Source organism: Stieleria magnilauensis (assembly GCA_007753675.1).
Classification (GTDB): Bacteria; Planctomycetota; Planctomycetia; order Pirellulales; family Pirellulaceae; genus Stieleria; species Stieleria magnilauensis.
This window is the reverse complement of record CP036432.1, coordinates 2,810,131-2,828,157: the sequence shown is the minus strand read 5'-3', so window position 1 is coordinate 2,828,157 and position 18,027 is coordinate 2,810,131. Positions and strand designations below refer to the sequence as shown.

General features: G+C 58.4%; 16 protein-coding genes. 6 read left to right on the top strand and 10 right to left on the bottom strand.

Going from position 1 to position 18,027, the window contains the following annotated elements:
- Window positions 1-53 precede the first annotated feature (53 nt).
- From TBK1r_RS10045 to TBK1r_RS10025, 5 genes are all read left to right on the top strand, one after another.
- Window positions 54-821 carry a metallophosphoesterase family protein gene (locus tag TBK1r_RS10045; protein WP_145209625.1) on the top strand — a complete coding sequence of 256 codons (768 nt, stop codon included), beginning with the start codon at window positions 54-56 and terminating at the stop codon, window positions 819-821.
- Window positions 822-1,601 carry a metallophosphoesterase family protein gene (locus tag TBK1r_RS10040; RefSeq protein WP_095741852.1) on the top strand — a complete coding sequence of 260 codons (780 nt, stop codon included), beginning with the start codon at window positions 822-824 and terminating at the stop codon, window positions 1,599-1,601. It begins immediately after the preceding gene.
- Between the two features lie 395 nt (window positions 1,602-1,996).
- The gene (locus TBK1r_RS10035; protein ID WP_145209622.1) at window positions 1,997-3,250 is read left to right on the top strand and encodes a DUF1559 domain-containing protein; all 1,254 of its coding nucleotides are present in this window, start codon (window positions 1,997-1,999) and stop codon (window positions 3,248-3,250) included.
- 29 nt (window positions 3,251-3,279) lie between these two features.
- Entirely contained in the window at window positions 3,280-3,471 is a 192-nt protein-coding gene (locus TBK1r_RS10030) for a hypothetical protein (protein ID WP_145209620.1), read from the top strand.
- Between the two features lie 244 nt (window positions 3,472-3,715).
- Window positions 3,716-4,708 (top strand): ThuA domain-containing protein, encoded by a 993-nt coding sequence (locus TBK1r_RS10025; RefSeq protein ID WP_145209617.1) that lies wholly within the window; start codon window positions 3,716-3,718, stop codon window positions 4,706-4,708.
- 170 nt (window positions 4,709-4,878) lie between these two features.
- Here TBK1r_RS10025 and TBK1r_RS10020 read toward each other — a convergent pair whose 3' ends face one another.
- A complete protein-coding gene (locus tag TBK1r_RS10020) occupies window positions 4,879-5,334 on the bottom strand; it encodes a DUF3859 domain-containing protein (RefSeq protein ID WP_145209614.1) in 456 nt (151 codons plus the stop codon).
- A 359-nt stretch (window positions 5,335-5,693) separates the two neighbouring features.
- Between TBK1r_RS10020 and TBK1r_RS10015 the strand changes: the two genes are divergently transcribed.
- Window positions 5,694-6,410, top strand: coding sequence for a YqjF family protein (locus TBK1r_RS10015; RefSeq protein ID WP_419581188.1), 717 nt, complete (start codon window positions 5,694-5,696; stop codon window positions 6,408-6,410).
- A gap of 103 nt (window positions 6,411-6,513) precedes the next feature.
- Here TBK1r_RS10015 and TBK1r_RS10010 read toward each other — a convergent pair whose 3' ends face one another.
- The 9 genes from TBK1r_RS10010 to TBK1r_RS09970 all read right to left on the bottom strand — a co-directional run bounded on the left by TBK1r_RS10010 (window position 6,514) and on the right by TBK1r_RS09970 (window position 17,974).
- On the bottom strand, window positions 6,514-7,917 hold the full coding sequence (locus tag TBK1r_RS10010) for a multiheme c-type cytochrome (protein ID WP_145209608.1): 1,404 nt from the start codon (window positions 7,915-7,917) through the stop codon (window positions 6,514-6,516).
- A gap of 111 nt (window positions 7,918-8,028) precedes the next feature.
- Window positions 8,029-9,744, bottom strand: a complete 1,716-nt coding sequence (locus TBK1r_RS10005) for a prenyltransferase/squalene oxidase repeat-containing protein (RefSeq protein ID WP_145209605.1) — start codon at window positions 9,742-9,744, stop codon at window positions 8,029-8,031.
- Window positions 9,745-10,234: 490 nt separating this feature from the next.
- Window positions 10,235-10,600 (bottom strand): cytochrome C oxidase subunit IV family protein, encoded by a 366-nt coding sequence (locus TBK1r_RS10000; protein ID WP_095737547.1) that lies wholly within the window; start codon window positions 10,598-10,600, stop codon window positions 10,235-10,237.
- 106 nt (window positions 10,601-10,706) lie between these two features.
- Window positions 10,707-11,969 carry a cytochrome c oxidase subunit 3 gene (locus tag TBK1r_RS09995; RefSeq protein WP_145209603.1) on the bottom strand — a complete coding sequence of 421 codons (1,263 nt, stop codon included), beginning with the start codon at window positions 11,967-11,969 and terminating at the stop codon, window positions 10,707-10,709.
- A 101-nt stretch (window positions 11,970-12,070) separates the two neighbouring features.
- The gene (locus TBK1r_RS09990) at window positions 12,071-13,840 is read right to left on the bottom strand and encodes a cytochrome c oxidase subunit I (RefSeq protein WP_145209600.1); all 1,770 of its coding nucleotides are present in this window, start codon (window positions 13,838-13,840) and stop codon (window positions 12,071-12,073) included.
- A gap of 267 nt (window positions 13,841-14,107) precedes the next feature.
- Window positions 14,108-15,244 (bottom strand): cytochrome c oxidase subunit II, encoded by a 1,137-nt coding sequence (locus TBK1r_RS09985; protein ID WP_419581187.1) that lies wholly within the window; start codon window positions 15,242-15,244, stop codon window positions 14,108-14,110.
- Between the two features lie 81 nt (window positions 15,245-15,325).
- Window positions 15,326-16,309, bottom strand: coding sequence for an SCO family protein (locus TBK1r_RS09980; RefSeq protein ID WP_145209595.1), 984 nt, complete (start codon window positions 16,307-16,309; stop codon window positions 15,326-15,328).
- Window positions 16,284-16,613 (bottom strand): hypothetical protein, encoded by a 330-nt coding sequence (locus TBK1r_RS09975; protein ID WP_145209592.1) that lies wholly within the window; start codon window positions 16,611-16,613, stop codon window positions 16,284-16,286. Before TBK1r_RS09975 ends, TBK1r_RS09980 begins: the two co-directional genes overlap by 26 nt.
- Before the next feature lie 83 nt (window positions 16,614-16,696).
- Entirely contained in the window at window positions 16,697-17,974 is a 1,278-nt protein-coding gene (locus TBK1r_RS09970) for a hypothetical protein (protein ID WP_145209589.1), read from the bottom strand.
- Window positions 17,975-18,027: the final 53 nt, after the last annotated feature.

Below are 18,027 nucleotides of genomic sequence, written 5' to 3'. Positions count from 1 at the left end.
GTAGAACGCCATTTTAAAACGTCAGCCCTTATTTCCCCGCCAGGACCAACACAGTGAAGCGAGCCCTGATCAGCGACATTCACGGCAACCTTGAAGCGCTGCTCGCGGTTCTGGCCGATATCCGTTCCCAATCGGTAGATGAAATTTACTGCTTGGGGGACATCATTGGCTATGGGCCCAATCCCTGCGAATGCTTGGACCAGGTGATGAAGAACTGCACGGTCACGATCCTGGGAAACCACGATCAGGCGGCCTTGTTCGATCCCGACGGCTTCAACCCGATGGCGCTGCAGGCGATCTACTGGACACGTGACCAATTGGATAACGGCCCCGGTAGCGCCGCCCAGGTCAACGGACGCTGGGACTTCCTCGGCGAATTGCCACGCTACCACGACGACGATCAATTCAAGTTCGTCCACGGCTCGCCACGGGACCCGACCAACGAGTACGTTTTTCCGGAGTACATCTTCGATCAGCGAAAAATGGAAATCCTGTTCGGCAAAGTCAAGCAATACTGCTTCATGGGACACACCCATCTGCCGGGGATCTTCACGACGAACTGCGAATTCATCCAGCCCGATGAATGCGACTACCATTATCAGCTGACCAGCGAAAAAGCGATGATCAACGTCGGCAGCGTCGGCCAACCGCGGGACGAAGACAATCGGGCGTGCTATGTCATCTTGGACAAAGACGCCGCCGGTGGCCCCACAGTGACCTACCGCAGAGTCGAATACGACATTGAGACGACAGCCAACAAGATCTACGCCGAAGCCGACTTGTCTGATCAACTCGGCGACCGCATCAAACACGGACGTTAAGTGACCCGAACCGCGATTCTAAGCGATATTCACGGCAACCTGACTGCGCTCCAGGCCGTGTTGGCGCATGTTCAAACCCAACAGGTCGATCGCATCGTGTGCTTGGGCGACGTCGTCGGTTACGGCCCCCAGCCCTGCGAGTGCCTCGATGTCGTGATGGAGTTCGGGTTCTGTGTGCTCGGCAACCACGACAGCAGCGCCCTGTTCGATCCCGAAGGCTTCAATGCCGCGGCCGAACAGGCCATCTTTTGGACGCGCAGCAAACTGGAAAACCATGCCGGGGCTGCCGCAGGAGACGATCAACAGCCCTCCGCGTCACGACGTCGGCTGGATTTCTTGTGTGGTCTGCCACGAACGATCCGCGAAGAAAACGTCCTGTTCGTGCACGGGTCACCACGCGGGCCGACCAACGAATACGTGATGCCCGAAGACATCCAGAACAGCAAGAAAATGGAAAAGCTGTTTTCGCTGGTCCCCCATTTGTGCTTCCAAGGCCACACCCACGTCCCCGGGATTTTTACCACCGACCTGAATTTCATTCGGCCGGGCGAGGTGCCCGAAGGCTACGACGTCAGTGATCCGTCGGCCCGGCTGATGATCAATGTCGGCAGCGTCGGCCAGCCACGGGATCTGGACCCGCGCAGCTGCTATGTCATCTACGACCAGCAGCAAGTCTTCTTCCACCGGGTCGAATACGACATCGAAGACACGATCGCCAAGATCGAAGCCGAAACGGAACTCGACAATTTCCTCGGCTATCGACTCCGCGACGGTCGCTAAGCTTTTTTGGTGGGCCATCGTCGCTGACGCTCCTTGACCCACCCGGCCAGGCAATGCTGTGAAGCATTTATTCCCTGCGTTTTTCGTGTTGTTCGCGGCAGGGCGCAAGCCCTCCGGTCCCTCATCGTTCCCGAAACACCGGAGGGCTCGCGCCCTACCGCTAAAAAGTGCTTCACACCGTCGCTGAAGGATTTCAACGCACAGGAATCCCCGCTTGGCAGTTGCTCACGAGATCTGCAACCTGTCGCGGGACTATTGCCAAATCATGACCGATTTTCCATAAGCGCGGGACTCTTTCGCATTAACCCAGACTTTTAGACGGTAGAACCGCCCCTAAAAGGAATAGATTGGAGACGTACCCGTTCTCTTTTCCCTTGTTCTTTTTGGAGGTTCACATGAAACGGCATGTGAGATCTGGCTTCACACTTGTGGAGCTTTTGGTGGTTATCGCCATCATTGGCATTTTGGTCGGACTGCTGCTGCCAGCGGTTCAAGCAGCCCGCGAAGCAGCTCGGCGAATGAGCTGCAGCAACAACTTTCGGCAAATCGGCATTGCCGTGCACAATTACCACGCGGCTTACAAAGAATTGCCGATGCATGGCGTGGGAACGACCAGTGGTGGGACATCCTTTGCCCCATCGTTCGGCCAGTCCGGTCCCACCCACGACTGGTGGCGAAACTATTCCCACTCCAACTCCTGGCGGTTGAGTGCCCTGGTCGGTTTGACGCCCTTCATGGAACAACAAGGGATCTGGGACCAAATCTCCAATCCCAACAACAAAGACGCCATCGACTCGACGGTGGTTTACAATCCGCCTTGGCCGGCGATGGGTCCCGTGCCCAGTCAGGCGAGGTACATCCCTTGGTCGACGGAGGTTCCGACCTTGCGTTGCCCGAGTGACCCGGGCGTCGGCTTGCCGGCGTTGGGACGGACCAACTATGCCGTCAATCTTGGTGATTCCTGCTATTGGTCGATTCGCGGTGGGCGACAATTCCCCAGGCCCGAGGACGGATCGTACCCCGAAACCAGTGGCTGGATGCGACACTCTCAGGCCGCCGACCGCGGCATGTTTGTCCAACACAAACGGGCCAAGTTCCGTGACGTGATCGACGGCTTGTCCAACACCATCGCGATGGGCGAAATCGCGACCGATTTGGGCGACCGGGACAAACGGACCTTGGCCGACCACGAACCGACTCAAGCCTGGGCGTTCATTCGTGACAATCCGAAATGGTGCGAAGATCAGGGCTACATCGATCCCGATCGTCCACGATTCTGGGAGCCCAACCTGCGGATGATGAACCGCACCAACGGGCGCGGATTCCGCTGGGCCGATCACCGCGTCGAGATGACGTCGATGCATACCATTCTGCCGCCGAACTCAGAAATCTGCGCCCAACGGAATCCTGGGGGCACGTTCCTCGCGCCTCCGAGCAGTCGCCACCAGGGCGGGGCTCACATCCTGATGGGAGACGGAGCGGTGGTGTTCATGACCGATTCGGTCGAAGCCGGAAACAGTCGCGCCGGAATGGTTTGGCGAAACGGTAACGGTGGGCAATCGCCCGGCAACATCAGCCCCTACGGATTGTGGGGTGCACTGGGAACCCGGGCGAGCAACGAAACGATTGAAGAACAACTCAATCAGTAACGTTCCCGATCAACCACAGGATGATTGCAATGAGAAAGCGGTTTTCATGGCTCGTTTGCTTCGTCGGCTTGACGTTGCCGTTGGCCGGATGTGGTGATCCACAACCGTCCAATGTGATGCAGAACGCCGACGAGCAAGCGTTTGCGGATTACGAACGAATGATCGCCGAAGACGCAAACGTTCAAAACGACGCCGAGCCGGACGAGGATGCGGCCGAATAGATCGGTGTCGACCGAGACAGCACCCGTTGCTGACCAGCAAAGCCCTTCGCGAGCGATCGCGAGGGGCTTTTTTCTTTGCCGGAGCCATCGTTCGCCGGCAACGTCTGGGATCGCGCCAAGCTACAATGGTCGCGCGGCAATCATCGATGCCGGCGCGAATCCGCTGGTGATCGTCGCACCTCTCACGTTTGATCCGTCCACTCTTTTTCTCACCGTCTAACCTTTTACGTACGCCATCACCATCATGAATCGAGTCACTCGCCGCGCGATCAGCGTTGCACTGTTGCCCGTCTTTGTCATCGCCGCCCTTCCGGGATTCCTCAGCCAGGCGGGCGCAGCCGATGCAAAACTGCGGGCGCTGATCATCGACGGCCAGAACAATCACACCGCTTGGCCCCAGACGACGATGATGACCAAGAAGTACTTGGAAGATTCGGGACGCTTCACCGTCGAGATTGAGCGGACGCAGTTCACCTGGAAAGGCGGCAAACTGCTCGAACAATTCCCGCTCAAGGACGGCAAGACCTACCAGGATCTGCCCCAGCCGAAAACGGATCCCGACTTCAGTCCAACGTTTTCCGACTATGACGTCGTGATCAGCAACTTCGGTTGGAACGCCGCACCGTGGCCGCAAGAAACTCAAAAGGCACTGGAGAACTTTGTCGACGGCGGTGGCGGCTTGGTCGTGATTCACGCCGCCGACAACTCGTTCGCTGAGTGGAATGAATTCAACAAGATGATCGGCATCGGTGGATGGGGAGGCCGAAACGAACAGTCGGGCCCGTATGTGTACATCAATCTGGATGGTGAAGTCGTTCGTGACACCAGCGCCGGGCCGGGCGGCAACCACGGACCGGCACACGAGTACCAAGTGATCGTGCGAACCCCCGACCACCCCATCGTCAAAGGTTTGCCGAGCGCCTGGATGCACACCAAGGATGAACTCTATCAAAAGCTTCGCGGACCGGCCGTCAACATGACGATCCTGGCGACCGCCTACGCCGACCCCAAATACAAAGGGACCGGTCGTCACGAACCGAAGCTGATGACGATCGATTACGGCGAGGGACGGATCTTTCACACGACGATGGGCCACGATGCGGTGTCCTTCAGCGGCGTCGGATTCATCACCACCCTGGTTCGCGGATGCGAATGGGCGGCGACCGGCGACGTGACCTTGACCGACGTGCCAGAGGATTTTCCTTCACCGACCGAAAGCAGCGCCCGCGAGTTTTGAGCGATCCCGGTGGCGTAAGCTTCCAGCTTGCGAAGGCGGCAGAAAGATTGTGATGCCGCTGATTCGATCGACAAGAAAATGGGTGACAAGAAAATGGAACGCCTGGAAAGCGGCGGTGGGGTTCCGACATTTTCTCAGCAGCCATTTTCTTGTCGCGGGTCCGACCGAATCTAGAGTCCGGGGATCCAGACCAGGCGATATTGATGACGCAAGGGCCTGGCGACGCGTCGTTTGTTCGCCGGGCGATAGACTTCAAAACGTTGGTCGGCCACGATTTGGCCCTCCAGCGTTAACGTCATCCGCCATGTGCCCAGCTTGTCCTCGATAGGTTCCCAGATGGTGTCGCCCAAGTAGAAATCCCAGTCGTTGGTCTTCACATAGACCACGTCTTCGAAGGGTGGACGTCGCTTGCCCTTGGCGTCCCGAATGCCGGGGTGATCGATACAGTAATGAAGTTGTAGATTCTTGCCACCGACCACGTTGATCACCAAACCAAATTCGACGTCGACTTTGGCAGGGATGCGTGTGGTGGATTCCAGAAACGCGGGCAACTCCTTCGATCCGGAATCCCATTTCGAATACAGTCCATGCGTTCGGACGCTGACTTCGGGTCTTTGTTTGGCCATCGAACCATCTTAGCCGATCACGGTTCACGCTCAACAAGCAGCCGTCGCTACATTGGGGCGGTAGGCATCGCTGTGAAGCTAAGATTAGCGGTAGGCCGCGAGCGGCCCGGTTCAGCATCGACACCGAAACACCGGTGGGCTCGCGCCCAATACCGCTGAATCGACAAGGTTTTGACCAGGGCAGCCCCGTAGGCTCGCGCCAAACGGCTGATGATCGATTGACATCAGCCGGTTCGCGCCAGCGCGAGCGGCGCCCATTGATCTCGATTTAGCCGTATTGGCCTCGCGCGCTACCGCCAATAAACAATGATCGCCGTGTGTTTCCCGAGCCAACCGAAGAGCGGATGATGATCGATCGAATGACACCTTCGAGACGACCTGGCGGAGCGAATGCGGGAACGCAGCGTTGGGAATCGCTGTTGTTTTGCCATTGGGAGATCGACCCCGAAACGCTTCGCCCGCATGTCCCTGCAGCGATGGACTTGGACACGTTCCAGGGCCGAGCGTATGTCGGCATCGTTCCCTTCAAGATGCGGGACATCCGACCATCCTGGCTGCCCCGTCGGCTCGCGTTTAACTTTTTGGAGACCAACGTCCGAACTTATGTGACGCACAACGATCGTCCGGGCGTTTACTTTTTTTCGCTCGATGCGAGTTCCCGATTGGCGGTGATCGCCGCACGCATCGGTTGGGCTCTGCCCTACTATTACGCTCGGATGTCGGTTGATGACTCCGATGACACGTCCCGCTACCAGAGCGTTCGGCGTGGTGGAGCGGCCGAGCACCGGGTGTCGTTTCGGGTGGCAGAACAGCTGGGGCCCTCCGCTCCCGAATCGCTGGAACACTTTTTGTTCGAACGCTACCTATTGTTTGTCGAAAAGAAAGGACGTGTGTTTTGTGGTCAAGTCCATCATGAACCCTATGACGTCTGGACCGCGGAGGTCACGGAGATGGCCGATCAGCTGATCACCGCGGCCGGTTTGCCAGAACTTGGTCAGCGCCCAGCACTGGCGCACTACTCTCCCGGCGTCGACGTGGAAGTTTTCGCGATTCGGGACACCGGCGTGATGCGTTAACGCTCGGTGCCCCTTTGCAGTCGCGACACTCGCCAGAGCGTGGGTAACGCCCGGAGAACACGCACGACGTCCGGGGGCGCTCCGTCGAAGCGGCGGACACCTGTTACTTGCCGATCGATTTCAGGTACGCCGCCGTCAAATCCCGGTCCACGCGGATGTGGTGGTCTCGTAGGGACGGAAAGACTTTGCCTTGTGCGGTGTTCATGAACATGTTCTCGGTCGCGCCGGCCGGCATATGACAATCGATGCAATTGTCACTCAATTGTTGCCCGAGCGTGGGTTCCATGCCGCAGTCGGATGACTGGTGACATTGGAGACAACGCTGCGAAAACAGTTTGCGGTTTCCCCGTTCACTTTGATGGGGATTGTGGCACGTGGTGCACGTCATTTCGGTTTCGTTGAAGCACGGACTCTTCGACAATCGAACCAATTGGTTGCTGGAGTGGACTCCCCCGGGAAGGTTCGCTTGCGGAGGGTGATAATGATCTATCAAATCGTCACCGGGTCGAAACTGATACGGGGCGCCCTTGAGTTTGGGGTTGCCGAAATGGCATTGGCCGCAGATGTCCAATTGTTGCTGCCGCGAGAGTGACGCGGGGTGTGTGATGAAGCGCGATGTCTTCTGATCGGGATTGGATTGATGGTACTGGACGTGATCGCGGCCCGGTCCGTGGCAACGTTCACAGGAGATTCCCAGGATCAGGGAATCGGGGGTGTAGTGGTTCGGTGGTCGGCGCACGTCCGCCCATGTGGTGTGGCATTCCAAGCAGCGGTTGGTGACCGGCCTGTTGTAGATCGCTTGACCGTCCGGATACCCCGGGCTGTTGACCCAATCGTCGGTGCCGGTGATGTACGACACATTCATTTGGTACAGGCCGTCGTCGTGCCAATACAGGTACGACTGCCCGAGCTTTGACGATCCGGTCACCACGTCGAACGGGACGTCGCACTTCCAACCATAAAACGAGACCTGTTGAAACAACCGTTGATCACGCTCCACCATCCTGAACCACAATCCTTGGCTGTTCGTTTTCAACACGTTTTGCCCCGGCTGAAACGATCCGGCAATCGAGGTCGGGTTGGCCGCCGCGCTGGTCCGGTGGTGCGCGGTGTGGACAAACGAGGCGTGGCGGTCTTGATGGCAGGACTGGCACGCATCGGCACCCAGAAAACCGGGGTTCTCGTTGACCGGTTCCAAGTCGTTGCTGGGGCTTGGAATCTGGACCGGTCGATAGGGCAGCAGCAATTCGCTTTCGGCGCCTCGTTTTCCGACAAACCACGTGCCGCCCGGTTCCAGGTCGACGATGAAGTCTCCCGGAGGGGGCTTGTTTTGAGTTCGGGAGGTTTCCGTTGATGGATCCAGGATCGGTTCGTTTTCCCATCCGCCAGACCGGTCCATTTTGTCCAACAATCGCGCGGCGTCTTGTTCGGCGTCGTTCCGCACATTGACGTAAACGATCCCTCCGATCAGCAGAAGCGACAATCCGAGCAGCAGGCTTTTTCGCATGTTGATTGAGGCGTCCGGTGAATCATTCGTGGCGGGGACAGGCGATGTGTCTGTCCATTGTATCGGCCGGATCGCAACTGCGCGTCGCAAAACGGCGGTGGGCACCGGCGGTCAGAGCGGGAAGTCCGGCGGCGCGTCGTACAGAGGCAAGAACCGGTAGTAGACCTCCAGTGTCAACGCACACATCGCGGTCGTGTAGACGCGTCCCCCGACGTCTCCCCATTGATCGCGGAAGTGCCAACTGCCGGCTTCATGTCCTTCGGTCGCCTGGGTACGCACCAGGTGATCGCGCAATTGGTTGTTCCAAGATTCCCAATCGCGATGCCGAAAATGGTGCAGTGCCAGCGTCGCGTAGTAGTCGTGGTAAACGTTGGTCAGCGTCGGGCCCTGCTCGGCCAGCTTGTCGATCGCTTCGTCGAACAGGGTGTGTCCGGGCGTTTGTCCCAGATAGATCAACAGAGTCAAGGCAATCGCCGTCGTTGTCTTCTCCGCTTTCGGCGTGCGATAACCGAATTGAAACTCCGGCCCCTCGCGAACACTCATCAAAAACTCTTTTGCGCGGGTGAATGTATCACTGCGAGTTTCAATGCCGGCCTTGCGGGCCCCGATCAGCGACAGAATCTGCCAGCCGGTGAGGGTCGTGTCGCCAGGGCTTCCCGGGGTGTATCCCCAGGATCCGCTGTCATGTTGTGCGATGACGGTAAACCGGGTGCCCCGCTCGGCGTAGTGATACAAGTCGGAATCGAAACGGTCCTCGTGTTTGGTCATCCCGAGCGCCTCGGAAATGGCCATCAGCGCAATGCCCTGACCATACATGCTGCCACCTTGTTGCCAGTCGTATCCGAACTCGGATTCCGCTGCGGTGCTTCGCAAATAGTACAGACCCCGCTGGACCACCTCCTGATACGGTCCGACATCGGGGGTGTACCCGGCGCCTAAGAATGCCAGCAGTGCCAGGCCCGTCGCGGCGGTGGACGGTGTCGGCGTATCGTCGTTCGCTTTTTTGCCGTTTCGACAGCGCCCGTCGCACGGCGACAGACGCAGATCGAAGGACCACGACCCGTCATCACGCTGATGTTCCGCCAACCAACGCAACGCGTTCTCGACGGCCATCTCGCTCTGTCGTGTCGCGCCGTATTGATCGCCGTACTTTTTCCTGCCCTCCGGCGTTCGCGCCGACAGCCCACCCCCGCCCAAAAAGACGACTCGCTCGGCTGCCGTGGTGGCGCCTCCGGTCTGCAGGCCCACCAACGCATTGTCCTCTATCGCAGACGCTTGCTGGGGCGCGATGATCGACGCGTCGGCGATGTGCTTGCTGACGATGGACAGATCGACTTCCACCGGCAAATCTTGTTGTTCACTCTGATGGTCCGCGGTCGCCTCGGCCAGTGTGATGCTTTCCAGTGGCGTCGCGGAATCGGGCCCAGACCAGACGCCTTCGATCAGCAGACCACGCTCGGTACCACCAAGCCGGTACGTCAACAGGGCCAGAACGATCAAGAACAACAAGTGCAATGCCGCGCTGGCCAGCCAGGACGAGTTGCGAACCGTCGCCAGCCGCGCTACGATTCCGCGGGGACCCTCATCGCCGGGCGCATTCGGATCGATCGCCGGCCCGACGGTATCCGTTTCTTGGAGCGACTCGAGCGGAGGGGCCGCTGTCGCCGGTGGTACAGCCGCAGGTGATTCAGCCGCTGGTGATTCAGCCGCTGGTGATTCAGCCGCAGGCGCAGCACACCGATCCGATGACCGCTCGCCGCCGATCGGAGCAATCGGGGCATCACGCCATCGTGCAGTGGGATCGGTCAGAGCGGTTTTGCGGGTCACGACGGGCCGAACTGGCTGATGGAGTTGGCCGCAAGGAACGAACAGCGGCCGCGCTCCATTATAGCTCGCCGCTAAAACAGGCCCGTGAGTCCCCGTTCGAGCTCCCCTCGCCGTGGTCGACCCAGTTGCGGAGTGTCGATGAAGCGCTGCCGTGGTGTTGCCCGGACGCTAGCGCGAACCGGCTGATGTCAAACGATTATTAGCCGTTTGGCGCGAGCCTACGGGCCTCGGAAATCACTTGCATGACCCCGAAGGGTGTCAAATCCCGTAGCGGGAGGTGAGCGCAGCGTCACCTCCGGATATCCGGCGACCCGCACGACGCGACCCCGGAGGGCAACGCTGTGAAGCATTTATTCCCTGCGTTTTTCGAGGTGTTAGCGGCAGGGCGCAAGCCCTCCGGTTCCTCATCGTTCCCGAAATACCGGAGGGCTCGCGCCCTACCGCTAAAAGATGCTTCACAGCGTTGCCCGCTGGTGCCGGCGGGAGTCCGCTACAGCTCGGCGGGAGCGGACACGACCGCGTCGTCCGTCACGGGGATGTCGTCCTTGGCCGTTTGGCGGCTGTCGAACAACGTCGCCATGATGAACAGTCCGACGAAGACGAATGAGCCGATGAAGCAGATGATGTTGAACGGTTTGTCCCAGGCCAAGTGCATGAAGATCGCACCGACCAGCACCGCTTTGATCGTCGCGATCACCATCACGATCAACACGTCAAGGCTGCCGAAATTGAAGCTTGCCTGAGCGACCGTGAGCACCGTCAGCAGTGTCAACACCAGGAAGGTGCCGGCCAACAGCGGGAGCGGAAGCGGGTGTGCAAAGTCGTATCCTTCCTGAGCGTTTTCGTGAGCAGACATGACAAAAGGATCTTCAGAGGGTGTTTCGTTGATGGTTGGGCCCGTCGGCGGGCATGGATAGTCATTGGTCGCCGGCGATCGTCGGCGACCCTACGCGGAAACGACGTTATCGAATCAGATACATCAAAGGGAACAGGTAGATCCAAATCATGTCGACGATGTGCCAGTACAACCCGACGTAATCGACCGGACCGAAGTAGTTGCGATTGAAATCCATGCGAATCGAACGAACCAGCAGCCACACCAAGACACCGATCCCGGCCAGAATGTGGATGGCGTGAATCCCGGTCATGCAATAGTAGATGCTGAAGAACACACCGGCTCGACTGGGACGCAGCACGTTTTCGGGAGCGGAAGCCACTGTTGCCGAGGCGTCGTCGCTGACGTCGTAAAGGATGCCACCGCCGGATCGCTCCGACTGTGCTTTGCGAGCGGCCAGTTCGTCTTGCAACCCGGTGTTGGTCGCATCGGACGCCAAACGCTCCAGCACGGCCAGATCGGCGCTGTCGTTGCTCATCGCGCCGGCGGCGGGCAAGCTGGCGACCGCTGCGGCGGCTGGTTCTTCGTGATCGACGTGCTGGTCACCGTCGGCGTGGGCATGCTCTTTACCGTGCTCGGCCGCCGTGCCATCGGTGGACGCCACAACCGCGTGGTCGTCTTCATGATGCCCTTCCTCGCCACCGCTTTCCAGGATCGTTCCCAGACCGACGCCGACGAAAAAGCAGAGGCACACGACCAGCAACGGCTTGGCACATTCCAATTGAAACTTTGCCCCGCGAAGGAAGCTGACGACCAACCAGATGGCCACGCCGATCGTGATCGCCACGAACGGGGCACAAATGTAGGCCAGGTAATTGGGGCCACCGACCGGGTGCGGATTGCTGGGGTCGTAGCTGAACAGGCCAGCGGGCAACAGTCCCAGGTGCCATTTGTGGGAGTATTCGATCGCTTTGACGCCCAAGAAGACGGTCGCACACGACAGCGTCGTGGCCAGCATCACGGTCAGCAACTTGTGCTGTTCCTTTTGGGCACAGCGAACGCCCCAGGCCATCGTGAAGGAACTGAACAGCAGAACGCCGGTGTTGATCGCACCGAGCTTGGTGTTCAAAAACTGGCTGCAACCTTCGAAGACTTCCGGCCGCCAAGCACGAAAGATCGCATAGGCACAAAACATCCCGCTAAAGAACAGGACTTCCGTCACCAGGAACAGCCACATGCCCAGCTTGCCGCTGTCAAACTGCTGCTCGGGCGTGTCGAAGTGGTGCGCCAGGTACGACGGGTGATCGTGATCACCGTGGCCGTGGTCGGAATGCCCGTGACCGGGTTGTTCATGCGCGTCGGACGCGAGCCCAGCGTCGGTAGTAGCCATGGATTGAATCAAGCAAGCGAAGGAATGAAAAACAAATATAACTCTGACAATATCAACTGGTCGGATCGCCCGTCATCCGGATGCGACGATCCGATGCACCACTACTCACTCGCGTGAGCCGGCGTCTCGGCAGGAGTCTCCGAGGGCACCCGTTCACGCTGCGGTTCCACCTTCACATAGCGATCCAATTCGGTGTCCCAGCGGATGTCGCCGAACTCATAGGGATCACCCACCACCGGCGGACGCTCGAAATTGTAAAACGGCGGCGGTGACGTGCAATTCCACTCCAGCGTTGCACCGCCCCACGGGTTCGCCGGGGCTTTCTTGCCGTTGACCAGCGACATCAGCAACACGAACAACGCCACAAACAAACCGACACCCAGGATCAGTGCTCCGTAGGTGCTCATCTGGTGCAGCGGTGCGAATTCCGGGTCATACGTCGCATAGCGACGCGGCATGCCTCGGCTGCCCAAGATGAATTGCGGCAGGAAGGTCAAGTTGAATCCGATGAACACCAATGCCGCCGAAAGCAACCCGCCGGCTTCGCTGTACATCTTGCCGACCATCTTAGGCCACCAGTGGAACACGCCGCCCAAGAACGCGACGACCGTGCCGCCGACCATCACATAGTGGAAGTGTGCGACAACGAAGTACGTGTCGTGCAAGTGCATGTCGGTCGCCAGCGTGCCGAGGTGCAACCCAGTCAAACCGCCGATGGTGAACAAGAAGATGAATGCGATCGCGTACACCATCGGCGTCGTCAGACTGATCGACCCCTTGAACATCGTCGCAACCCAGTTGAACACCTTGATCGCCGAAGGCACCGACACGGTGAAGGTCAACGCACTGAAAATGATCGTCGTGATCGGGCTCATTCCGCTGGTGAACATGTGGTGTCCCCAAACGATGAAGCTGAGCAGGGCGATCGCGATCGACGAGTAGGCGATGAAGCGGTAACCGAAGATCCGTTTGTGACTGTGCACGCTGATCAGTTCACTGATGATGCCGAAGGCCGGCAAAATCATGATGTACACGGCCGGGTGGCTGTAGAACCAGAAAAAGTGCTGAAACGTGACCGGGTCGCCGTTGTATTCCGGGTCGAAAATCCCGATGTGCAACGTTCGCTCGGCGATCAGCAACAGCAACGTGATCCCCAACACCGGGGTCGCGAGCACCTGAATGATGCTGGTCGAGTACGTCGCCCACAAGAACAACGGCATGCGGAACCAGGTCATTCCCGGCGGCCGCATCGTGTTGATCGTGACGATGAAGTTCAACCCGGTGAAGATCGAACTGAATCCCAGGACGAATGCCCCGGTGGTCGCCAGGATCACCGATGAGTCGGTCGTGGTACTGTAGGGGGTGTAAAACGTCCAGCCCGTGTCCAACCCGCTGGCCAACAGCGCCATGACAAAGAACAACGCACCGCCGACCCACAGATAAAAACTACTCAGGTTCAATCGTGGGAACGCGACGTCCTTGGCACCCAACATCACCGGCACCAGGAAATTTCCCAGGGCGGCCGGGACGCTCGGGATGATGAACAGGAACACCATGATCGCCCCGTGCAACGTGAACACCTGGTTATAGATGTCGTTGGGGGCCTTGTCCGGGGCGAGCCACTGGAACAACGCGTTGTTGAACAGGATGCCATCGGGGGCAAACAGGTGCAGCCGGATTCCCAGTGCCAACAGCCCGCCCAACAGGAACGCGCTGGTAACACCGATCAAATACATCATGCCGATGCGTTTGTGATCCAGCGTGAAGGCCCAGCTCAAAATTCCTTTTGAGTTGGTCAGGTAGTTCTCTTGCGGAGTCGGATAGCCAGGGTCATTGACTTCGTAGCCCGACGGCACAGATCCTGCAGACATCTCTCACCTCGATGGAAACTTCATTCGACCAGAGCTGGTGACCGGCTTCGGCATCCGCGAGATGCGATCCCGGCGATCCGATCGAAGCCCGACCTTACGGCACGGCCTGTTAATGAACGTTATCTCGTTTATTCACAAATGGGTTGGTATTGGTTTCAAGGTCAATCACCGTTGTGATTGTCCCAAAATTCCCGACGGTTCGGGAGTCAAAATGCGGAGATCACTCCGGCTTCTTCTTGATTCTGTCTTGGCGTGACCGCCGTTTGCTCATTCGACCGACACGGGTTCGGCGTCCGCCGGCGCTTCCGGTTCCGTCGCCGACGGATCGCCCAAGCTCTTGATGAATTCGATCAAACTGTAAATGTCGTCCTCGGACAGTTGCCCCTTGTAGCTGGGCATTACCGGCTGGTAGGCAACGCCTTGCTCGATGGCCACTTTCGCCTTCGGATTCAAAATCGATTCGCGGATGTAGTTTTCATCCACCTTGACCTGGTCGCCACCGACAATGTTTCGCATCGTGCCATAGCTGCCCTTGTAGGACGGGCCGACCAATCGCGAGCCGTCGATCGAGTGACAGCTCTTGCATCCGCGACGCTCGTACAATTTGGCACCGTAAGCCGCCGGTGGTTCATCGCCGCGGGAGCTGTATTTTTTGATCCAGGCGTCCAGCTCTTCTTGGGTTTCATGGACGACCACGACGGTTTGCATCTCCGAGTGGTTGGTCCCGCAATATTCGGCACAGTACAGGTCGTAGAAGTTGTAGCCGTCGGGGGTGCACTGGCGTGCGTCGTAATCCCAGGACAGGTTATCTTCTTTGTCCTTGTCGGCGAGTTGTTTGCACTCCTCGTCGGTCATCACCTTCTCGCTCGGCTCCATCGCCTTGAACCAGATGTAGTTGTAGCGGCCGGGCACGATGTCCTTTTTCACTCGGAACGAGGGGATGTACAGGCTGTGGATGACGTCTTTGCTGGTCATCGTCAACTTGGTCGGTTCACCGGCGACGACGTGCAGTTCGGGGTGAATCACGCCGTTTCCATAGTTCATCCCCCAGCCCCATTTGTAAGCGTCCACGCCGACGTTGTAGGCCCCCTCGGGGATCGATCGCATGTCGAGGAAGCCGCGGGCGCCGAAGTAGAACATCACCACCAGCAGAAACGACGGCCCGATGGACCAGACCAATTCCAAAGTGGTGTTGTGGTCGACTTGGCTGTCCGCCGGTTGCCCTTTGGCTTTGCGGTACTTCCACGCAAAGCCGAACAGGGCGACAGCGATCGGGATGAAGAAAATGACACAGACGATGCTGATGAAGTGGAACACCCAATCGGACTCGCCCGAAAAGGACGACGCGGATTTGGGGAAAACCGAGAGCTTGCTGCTGGTGTAATCGCCTAACAGAGACATCATCGCGGGGGCTATTTGTGTCATTGAATTGGAAAAATCGATTCGTAAAAACGACTGCCCGGTGAGCAGTCCCTGCCTATCTTGTTACTCGTTCTGCGACGGGGCTTGCCCATCGCTGGGTGATTCATTGCCGGGGAACGTCGGCACAAAATCAGCCTCGAGCCGCGCCGCGGGATTCCCCTTGCGACCGACCCAGTAGGGAACCAATGCCGTCAGCAAGACACCGATGAACCCCAGTCCGCACAACCGCATGATTCGCCAGGCGTGCGGGGTGTAGGAATTGGAATCCGGGTCGTAGCTGTAACACCACAAAATGAATTGGTCGACCGCGTTGCCCACGGTTCCTTCGCCCGCCTCGACCAACGCCAACTTCAATTGCTCCGGCGGAAAGTCGATCGACAGCGAATACCGCGTGATCACTCCCGTGGGCGAAACAAATGCCAGCATTGCCGGGTGGTTGTATTGTTTGTTGGCCGCGTCGTATCGGTATTGGAAACCCAGCGTCTCGGCCAACTTGGTGATGATCGGTTGCTTCGCCGTCGCGAACGTCCAACCCTGCTCCGCGCCGGGTTGATTGGACAACACCGACACGTATTTTTCTTTCGTTTCCGCCGCGCGTCGACTGGTTTCGTTGGGGTCGATACTGACGGTCAATATCTTGAAGTCTTTGTTCAGCTGTAGGTCCAACTGGTTCAGCGATTCGGTCAGCTTGTTCAACTGAACGCTGCACAGCATCGGACAATCGCTGTAGTTGAGCGTGACGATCGTGGGCAGGTTTCCGTTGAAGATGTATCCGGTTTTGATCGCGTTGTCTTCGGAATCCGTCAGCGGCAAGTTGGTCGGAATCACATCACCCAGATTTTGAACGACCGTGATCCCCCGTGCTTCGGGAGGCAGGTTGTCGTTCAGGTCGACTTTCGCGCCGAGTCGGACCGCATCCTGAGCCAGAGACTCGGTCCGTGGAAAAAGTGCCGCGAACAACGTCAGCGCAGCGACTGCGGCAAGCCACACGATGCCCCCGTTGCTCGATGGTGTCCGCGGTTCAGGTTGCGTCTTTGGTTTCAGCATTGTCTGAGTGGTTGTCGGATTCCGATTGGCTTTCCTGTGCCACCAATTCCATCGCTTTGGAAATCGGAATGGTGACGTTTCCGGTCAACGGGTCCGCCCCGTACTTGGAAATCGAGCCAACTTGGTCGTTCAAAACTGCGTTCTGCCGCTTGTAGCTGCTCTGAGCCTGGAGGGTCTCTTTGTGAGCATCGACGAGCAGGAAGTACACGTACTGAACCGCTAAAATGGTCACCGCCGTCACAACGACGGAAGCAATTCCGATGATGAAAATCTGTCTGGTGTTCAGATCGTCGTATTTTGCCATGGCTCTACTTCGAAGTTTATCGAGCGGAGGGAGTCTGGAGTGCTAAAAAACAGGGACGTGCGACGTGGTGTCCCCCGGAAACGCTAAATATTTTCGAAAATGATCGATTCACGCAGCCGTGGATCGCGAACGGGAACCACACGATTGCCCCCCGCCACGCGGAGCACCAACCCGATCACCAGTGTCGACATGCCGACGACACACAGCAGACTGGCCAAAATGCCCAGCGGGCCGCCGAATCCGGGCACGGTGTGGGTCTCGACCACGCGAGCTTCTGGCATCACGATCCAGTAGATATCGATGAAGTGCACGACCAGGATGTAGGCCGCCCAAAACGCCATCATCCCGGGACGACGACGCACGTGACGACTCATCGTGCCGAAGAACGGAATCAACCAGTGGAAAATGATCAATCCGATCGACAGGTATCCGAATCCGCCATCCTGACGGCTGTAGAACCATTCGGTCTCTTCGGGAATGTTGCCGTACCAAATCAGCATGTATTGGCTGAACGAGATGTAGGTCCAAAACACGATGAACCCGAAGATGTACTTGCCCAAGTCATGGTAATGCTCCGGCGTGACTTCTTCCTTCAACGCCCCGGCACGTTGCAGCAGATACGTCAGCAGCGTGATCACGCAATGTGCCGCCAAGATACCGCCGGCGAAGATGTAAACGCCGAACATGGTCGAGAACCACATCGGTGCCAGGCTCATGCCCCAATCGAAGGCGGCAAACGTCAGTGAAAGCGAAAATGCCATCACCGCGGGCCCGGACCAGTATTGCATGCGGTCGGTCGCTGCTCGCTCGCCCGTTTCGTCCTGGTTCACGCTGCCACGCCAGTAATAAACCGCCAGGGCGCCCCAGATGCCGAAGTAAATCAAGGCGCGGATCACGAAGAACGGAGCGTTGAGAAACAGTTTCTTGTTCTCCCACATCTTGTCGTCCAGATGCAGCTTGGAGGCGAACTCCGGATCGGTCCAGACGAACAAGGCGCCTTCGCTGAAGACCGAAAACAGGATCGGCAAGAACAGGAACGCCATCGGCACGATCATGATCATCATGCACTCGGCGACCCGGCGGACGACGACACTCCAGCCGGCTCGGACCAGGTGTTGGATCAAGACGAAGAACAGGCAACCCAGCACGATCGTCAGGACGTACAGGAACGCCGTCAGGTAGGCGGACATCCCGAACCGCGGCATGTCAGCATCGCTGACGGCGAATGCCATGCCCATGCCGATCAGCAGGGCGACGAGGCCACCGCCGAGCAGCGGCATCTGCAAGCCGCGAAGTGATGCAGGCAGCTGGAAGGCCGGGTCATCGGCCGGTTTGACAGCGGGAGCGGCGTGTTCTGACATGGTCAAATCGGTTGTCGTAAAGTGCGGTGACGGTGGTGACCGCGTGGTCGAGT

Bases quoted from the DNA above. Each gene is read 5' to 3' on its own strand.
- TBK1r_RS09995 (WP_145209603.1), bottom strand. From the start codon at position 11,969: ATGGCTACTACCGACGCTGGGCTCGCGTCCGACGCGCATGAACAACCC.
- TBK1r_RS09990 (WP_145209600.1), bottom strand. From the start codon at position 13,840: ATGTCTGCAGGATCTGTGCCGTCGGGCTACGAAGTCAATGACCCTGGC.
- TBK1r_RS09975 (WP_145209592.1), bottom strand. From the start codon at position 16,613: ATGGCAAAATACGACGATCTGAACACCAGACAGATTTTCATCATCGGA.
- TBK1r_RS10010 (WP_145209608.1), bottom strand. From the start codon at position 7,917: ATGCGAAAAAGCCTGCTGCTCGGATTGTCGCTTCTGCTGATCGGAGGG.
- TBK1r_RS10020 (WP_145209614.1), bottom strand. From the start codon at position 5,334: ATGGCCAAACAAAGACCCGAAGTCAGCGTCCGAACGCATGGACTGTAT.
- TBK1r_RS09985 (WP_419581187.1), bottom strand. From the start codon at position 15,244: ATGATGTCTCTGTTAGGCGATTACACCAGCAGCAAGCTCTCGGTTTTC.
- TBK1r_RS10000 (WP_095737547.1), bottom strand. From the start codon at position 10,600: ATGTCTGCTCACGAAAACGCTCAGGAAGGATACGACTTTGCACACCCG.
- TBK1r_RS10030 (WP_145209620.1), top strand. From the start codon at position 3,280: ATGAGAAAGCGGTTTTCATGGCTCGTTTGCTTCGTCGGCTTGACGTTG.
- TBK1r_RS10025 (WP_145209617.1), top strand. From the start codon at position 3,716: ATGAATCGAGTCACTCGCCGCGCGATCAGCGTTGCACTGTTGCCCGTC.
- TBK1r_RS09970 (WP_145209589.1), bottom strand. From the start codon at position 17,974: ATGTCAGAACACGCCGCTCCCGCTGTCAAACCGGCCGATGACCCGGCC.
- TBK1r_RS10015 (WP_419581188.1), top strand. From the start codon at position 5,694: ATGACACCTTCGAGACGACCTGGCGGAGCGAATGCGGGAACGCAGCGT.
- TBK1r_RS09980 (WP_145209595.1), bottom strand. From the start codon at position 16,309: ATGCTGAAACCAAAGACGCAACCTGAACCGCGGACACCATCGAGCAAC.
- TBK1r_RS10035 (WP_145209622.1), top strand. From the start codon at position 1,997: ATGAAACGGCATGTGAGATCTGGCTTCACACTTGTGGAGCTTTTGGTG.